This is a genomic window from Halanaerobium sp. (assembly GCF_003070835.1).
In genome coordinates this window covers 1-5,413 of the sequence record NZ_QBLR01000234.1, presented here as the reverse complement: position 1 = coordinate 5,413, position 5,413 = coordinate 1, and the positions used below count along the sequence as shown (strand labels likewise).

The window sequence follows — 5,413 nt, the reverse complement described above, 5'->3', positions numbered from 1 at the left end:
AAGACTAAATATTTAATTTTAATAGATTGAAATGATTTTTTAACGGCAAAAATCTAAAAAGAACTACTTTAACTTTTTACTTGCCGAATTCAAGTTTAATAGGATTATGATTTTCATCATTTTAAATTCAATTTAGTTTAAAAACTTTTTAACTTACAGATATAATCTTAATACTATTTTGAGCTTATGTCTGTAAAACTAGCAACAAAGATATGATAGTGACAGCCCGCAAAAACTAAGCTTAGACTGGTCCAAACTATTTAAGCCAGTCTAAAACAAAAACTCTCTGCCTAAAAAAGCAGAGAGCTTATAATATCTATTTAGCTGCCTCAACTACAATTTTAATCAACACTGTAATTTGGAGCTTCTTTAGTAACCTTTACATCATGAGGATGGCTTTCGCGGAGACCGGCTGCAGAAATTCTGATCATCTTAGAATCATTGATCAGTGAATCAATATCCGGGGTTCCACAGTATCCCATACCCGATTTCAAACCTCCGAGCAGCTGATAAATTGTTTCACCTAATGTACCTTTATAGGGCACTCGACCTTCAATTCCCTCAGGCACAAATTTTTCTGCTTCAGTTTCATCTTCCTGGAAGTAGCGGTCCTTACTCCCCTTCTTCATCGCACCAACTGAGCCCATGCCGCGGTAAACTTTATAACTTCTTCCTTTATAAATTTCTAACTCTCCCGGGCTTTCTTCTGTTCCGGCCAGCAGGCTTCCAATCATTACTGTATTGGCTCCGGCAGAAATTGCCTTCACAATATCTCCGGAATATTTAATGCCGCCATCTGCAATAATTGTCTTACCATATTTTTTGGCTACCTCTGCAGAATCATTAATAGCAGTAATCTGAGGAACACCAACACCAGCTACAACTCTGGTCGTACAGATCGAGCCAGGTCCGATTCCAACTTTAACCACATCTGCTCCAGCTTTAATCAGTGCTTCTGTCGCTTCAGCAGTTGCCACATTACCTGCAACTACAGGTAATTCCGGGTACTTAGCTTTGATATTTTTAACCACATTTAATACATTTTGCGAATGGCCGTGAGCTGTATCAATAACCAGGATATCAACCCCTGCTTCTACTAAAGCAGCTACCCGCTCATCTGTATCATTACCGGTTCCTACAGCTGCAGCTGCCAGCAGTCTTCCCTGCTTATCCTTGGAGGCCAGCGGATACTGTTTTGCCTTTTCTATATCTTTAATAGTAATTAAACCTCTTAAAATTCCTTCATCATCAACAATTGGTAATTTTTCAATTTTATGTTTTCTTAACTGGTCCTTGGCACCCTCTAAATCGGTTCCAACTGGAGCAGTAACCAGTTCTTCGTCTGTCATTACTTCCGAAACAGGACGTTTATAATCCTCGACAAAACGGAGATCTCTATTGGTTAAAATTCCGAGCAGTTTTTCATCTTTATCAACAATCGGCACCCCAGAAATATGATATTTAGACATCAGGGCTTCAGCCTCTTCAATCAAGGCATCCGGAGTTAAGAAAAAGGGATCAACAATGACTCCACTTTCAGAGCGCTTTACTCGATCAACTTCTGCTGCCTGATCTGCAATCGGCATATTTTTGTGAATAACACCCAGACCACCCTCTCTGGCCATTGCAATTGCCATATCACCTTCAGTAACAGTGTCCATTCCAGCAGAGATAATCGGAGTGTTGAGATAAATTTCATCAGTCAGTTTAGATCTTGTACTTACTTCTTTGGGTACTACATTTGATTCTGCCGGTACCAGCAGAACATCATCAAAAGTCAAGCCTTCTTTAATTATTTTTTCCATAACCAACCTCCTTGGATTTTTTAAAAATTAATGCTAAAAATTATGAACTGTAAGCCATTAAATTAGCCCTAATAAATATGTAATAATTTGAGATAAAAGGATAATAGTTTAGCTTTTTAGGAATCTAATATTTTAAGTATTTTAACAAAGCTTAAGGGTAATGTCAAGTAAATAAAACGTACATGCACCGTGAACCACCCGATTTATGTCGAAATATCTGCTTAAATTACTGCTGCTGATAAAGAAAAAAGCCCCTCAGAAAGGGACTTCTCTGCTGTATTTACTTTCTCTGCTACTGGCGGCGACAAAATCCGACAGGTTCACGGTGCGTGTACATAAACGCTCATAAACAAACATAAACGAAAATACTTATAACTCTCTTCTTCCCTCCAGAGCTTTAGAGAGGGTTACCTCATCTGCGTACTCTAGATCTCCACCAACAGGGATTCCGTGAGCTATCCGGGTCACCTTAACTCCCAGCGGCTTAATCAGTTTAGCAAGATACATCGCAGTCGCATCACCCTCAGCGTTAGGATCAGTCGCTACAATAATCTCTTTAACCTCATCTTTTTCCAGGCGGGGAATCAAATTTCGGATTCTTATCTCATCAGGGCCAATTCCATCCATAGGAGAGATAGCTCCGTGCAGCACATGGTAAAGTCCATTATACTCACCGGTCTTTTCCATTGCCACTACATCACGCGGGCTTTCGACAACACAGATTGAAGTTCTATCACGATCTTCAGACTGGCAGAAAGTACAGGTCTCCCCTTCAGTCAGGTGATTACAGTTAGAACAGTAATTGATTTTTTCGCGGGCCTCAATCAGCGCCTCTGAGAGGTTTTTTACCTCACTTTTCGGCTGACCGAGTATATAAAAAGAAAGACGGCGAGCAGTTTTAGGCCCGATACCGGGCAGTTTACTGAGCTCGCCGATCAATTTCCCCATAGGTTTAGGATATGGATTCATTAGGGCATCCCTGGTAGATTCATACCACCAGTCACTTTACCCATTTCGTCATTTACCATTTCCTGAATTTCGCGCATACCCTGATTGACTGCTGCCAGTACAAGGTCTTCCAGCATTTCTACATCTTCAGGATCAACTACTTCAGGATCAATCTGCAGATCAACAACTTCCTGCTTACCATTAACTACTACCTTAACAGCTCCACCACCGGCAGTTGCCTCAAGTGTCTTTTCTTCCAGTTCTTCCTGCATCTTAGCCATCTTAGCCTGCATCTTCTGTGCCTGTTTCATCATTTTTTGCATATTCATTTTAATTTCCTCCTCTATTTTCTAAAATTGATTTGTCCACTTCAATAATCTCACCAGAAAAAATTCTGGCTAAACTTTCTATATCCAAATCACCGGCCTGCTCAGCCACTTCAGCTGACTGAGAAGCAGGTTCTTCAGCTTCTAAATTTTGATCACTATTTTTTGAAGATTCCTCAGCTTTATTTGAAGGATTATCAACCTCTTCTACTGCCGGATCAATCTCTGCACCGCTGTTCTGTCCGCGGTCAGCAGCAGGTTTAGAATCTTCAACAACCTCAACTCCTTCGCTCCTATCTGGAGCAGAAGTTTCCGGCTCGTCAGCTAGTTTTTTTTTAGCACCAAGCTGAAATTCTATCTCTACAGCCTCATTTAAGACATTTCTTAAAACTCTGGCCACCAGCGCCTTGTTGGAAGATGCTCCTTTATAATGAAACTTTTTAGATTCTGGAAAAGCAATAATAACTGTTTTTCCTTCCACTGCCGCCGGTTCTCCCTCTCGCAAGAGTGCCTGAACAGAAATATCGAGCTGACGGGTTTCTTTTAAAACTCGAGCCCAATTTTCTTTAACCTGATTTAGGCTGACAGCCCCACCAGCAGCTGCTGGTTTTTGGGGACTCTCTTTTGAAGAAGCTGCGGCAGCTGATTTTTCAGCTGAAGCAGTTTTCTCTGCTGCCGGCTCTGTTTCCGACTTAGCTTTTTTCTCTTTCTCCTGCTGCGGCTTTCTACCCGCTGGCTGAGTTGGAGCGGTTTCTCTATTATTTTTTTGAATTTTATTTTTATCTTTATCTGTATTTTCTTCTTTACTGCTTCTCTTACTTTGATTGTTCTGCTCATTATTCTGACTGGTTTTTTCTTTTTCAGCAGCAGTCTTTTGTGCTTCAATTTTCTGCTTGAAATCAGAACTACTATTTCCTGCAGAATCTCCGCTGCTGGTTAAGAAATTATCCAGTTTAAATTCTAGTTCAGAAAGACGTGCCTCCAGGGAACTTCCACTGCTTCCCCTACTACTTAATTTTATAACACTTATCTCCAATTGTAAACGGGGTCTGGCACTTGAGCGCAGCTTTTGTTTTAAAGAAGCAAATTCATCAATGATTCGAGTTATCTTTTTAGTACTCAAATTTGCAGCCACAGAAGCAATTTCTTCTAAATAGCTGCGGGAATACTCTAAAATCCCGGAATCAATTCCGCATTCCTTAACTAGAAGTAGTTCACGGCAGTATTCTATCAATTCATCACTAAATCTTTCAATTCCCAGGCCAGATTCCAGCTGTTTATCTAATAATTCTAAGGCCGGCTGGCTTTGTTCGCTGCTTAGATGAAGTAAAAAGTCTTTTAAATCCGATTTATCAATTCTGCCCAGCATCCGCGAAATCTCATCAACACTGAGCTGACCATCACTAAAAGAAATGGCCTGATCCAAAAGGCTGATTGCATCTCTCATTCCACCCCGGGCACTGCGGGCTAAAATATCCAGAGCTTCTCTGTCAATCTCATAACCTTCAGCTTCCGCTATATATTTTAACCGCTTTTTTAAGTTGGTTAAAGTTAATAGGGTGAAATCAAAGCGCTGACAGCGGGACATAATAGTTGTAATAACTTCGTGAGGTTCGGTAGTTGCCAGGATAAAAACTACACTCTCCGGCGGTTCTTCTAAAGTTTTTAAGAGGGCATTAAAAGCTCCCTTGGTCAGCATGTGTACTTCGTCAATGATATACACCTTGTACTGGCCTTCACCGGGATAGAATTTAACCTTTTCTCTCAATTCTCTAATCTCATCAATACCGCGATTTGAAGCGGCATCAATTTCGATTACATCAAGTGAATTTCCTTTTTCAATCCGCTGGCAGGAATTACACTCGCCACAGGGTTCAAAGTCAGCAGACGGATTAGCACAGTTAAGTGACTTAGCAAAAACCTTCGCGGTTGAAGTCTTTCCTGTTCCCCGGGGACCGGCAAATAGGTAGGCATGAGCCACTCTATCATTTTTTAGAGCATTTTTTAAAGTAATTTTAACCTGATCCTGACCAATCAGATCATTGAAATTTTCTGGCCTATATTTTCGATAAAGAGAGAGAAAGGACATTTTTTTCACCTCAAAAATAGTATTATATAACAAAAACACCCTATTCCGGGTGTTTTAAAATAGTGGCCGCACACCGAGCTTTGAAGATCTTCTCCCAGGCGTTACCCTGACAGTTGGCTCGAACCAGGCACCCTCGCGGCACATGGAGCGACTTGCTTACCGCTGCTTCCTCCCGGACCTGACGGGGTTCACAAGACTTCATTGCGCGAGACCCAATTGTCAACACTACTTATCAGGGCCAGACC

Annotated in this window: 4 protein-coding genes and 1 other RNA gene; all 5 read right to left on the bottom strand. The window is 41.1% G+C overall.

The annotated features are described in order from the left end of the window. Nucleotides 1-341 precede the first annotated feature (341 nt). Nucleotides 342-1,805 carry an IMP dehydrogenase gene (gene guaB / locus CI949_RS16190; protein ID WP_108137551.1) on the bottom strand — a complete coding sequence of 488 codons (1,464 nt, stop codon included), beginning with the start codon at nucleotides 1,803-1,805 and terminating at the stop codon, nucleotides 342-344. A 369-nt stretch (nucleotides 1,806-2,174) separates the two neighbouring features. Continuing rightward, nucleotides 2,175-2,774, bottom strand: a complete 600-nt coding sequence (gene recR, locus CI949_RS16185) for a recombination mediator RecR (protein ID WP_108137549.1) — start codon at nucleotides 2,772-2,774, stop codon at nucleotides 2,175-2,177. Next, the gene (locus CI949_RS16180; RefSeq protein ID WP_108137547.1) at nucleotides 2,774-3,082 is read right to left on the bottom strand and encodes a YbaB/EbfC family nucleoid-associated protein; all 309 of its coding nucleotides are present in this window, start codon (nucleotides 3,080-3,082) and stop codon (nucleotides 2,774-2,776) included. Before CI949_RS16180 ends, recR begins: the two co-directional genes overlap by 1 nt. Before the next feature lies 1 nt (nucleotide 3,083). After that, entirely contained in the window at nucleotides 3,084-5,168 is a 2,085-nt protein-coding gene (gene dnaX, locus CI949_RS16175; RefSeq protein ID WP_108137545.1) for a DNA polymerase III subunit gamma/tau, read from the bottom strand. A gap of 66 nt (nucleotides 5,169-5,234) precedes the next feature. Further along, nucleotides 5,235-5,413, bottom strand: an RNA gene (gene ffs / locus CI949_RS16170) — signal recognition particle sRNA large type; the annotation flags it as partial.